Raw genomic sequence first — 670 nt, 5'->3', positions numbered from 1 at the left:
GCAGTCGCGGTGATCCGGCCCTCAACGGTGCATAGTCCGACGTTCGCGGAACGGGCGGCAAGTACCGTGCCCACGCTGGTCGGTGCGAGGAGTTCGGGCAGGTAGGCGGTGCCCTCCCAGGCTCGACCGGCCTCGATGTAGACCTCCGTGTCGAAAAACCGGTTCGGAAAGCGCCGCAGCTGCTCACGGCGTAGGTGTGGGCGTCGGGGCAGGAGGACGTCAGCGTTGTACCGAGCGGTATGAACCACGGGCGGTGCGGTGCCGTCGATGAGGCGGACGGTCAACTCCGCGGACGTGTCGATGGAGAAGGAATAGTCGTCACCACCAGGACGTCGGAATCCTGCCGCGTCCTTGCCGATCTTCGCCGTGATCGCGGCAGGGAAGACCTGCAGTTCGTCCGATCCACGCGTGCCCAACGCCTTGTACTCGGCAGAACGAAAGGTGCCATCTGCCTCGAAGTTCAACAGCACGCGAAGCGAGCCCGACAGCACGATGGTGGCGTGGATCGCTCCGACCAACGATAGTTGCTGCTGGTGACGGTCGAGGACCTCCAAGAAGTAGCGGTCGGTCCGCACGCCCAGCAGTTCCTTCGCGAACGGATCCTTGAGGTCGGGGGCATACACCCACAGCGGGCCGCCTTCACGCGCCTGACCCCACAACTTGTCCTGCA

The 670-nt window shown here is 64.6% G+C and carries 1 protein-coding gene; it reads right to left on the bottom strand.

Features of this window, described 5'->3' with window-relative positions; all coding sequences use genetic code 11:
- Window positions 1-659 (bottom strand): hypothetical protein (locus tag ACLQ24_RS30000; RefSeq protein ID WP_425895098.1); only part of this gene is annotated, 659 nt, incomplete at its 3' end.
- Window positions 660-670 lie beyond the last annotated feature (11 nt).

This window comes from Micromonospora sp. DT4 (genome assembly GCF_049841675.1).
Lineage (GTDB): Bacteria > Actinomycetota > Actinomycetes > Mycobacteriales > Micromonosporaceae > Micromonospora.
The sequence above is the reverse complement of the archived record's forward strand: the minus strand, read 5'-3'. Positions and strand labels throughout refer to the sequence as shown.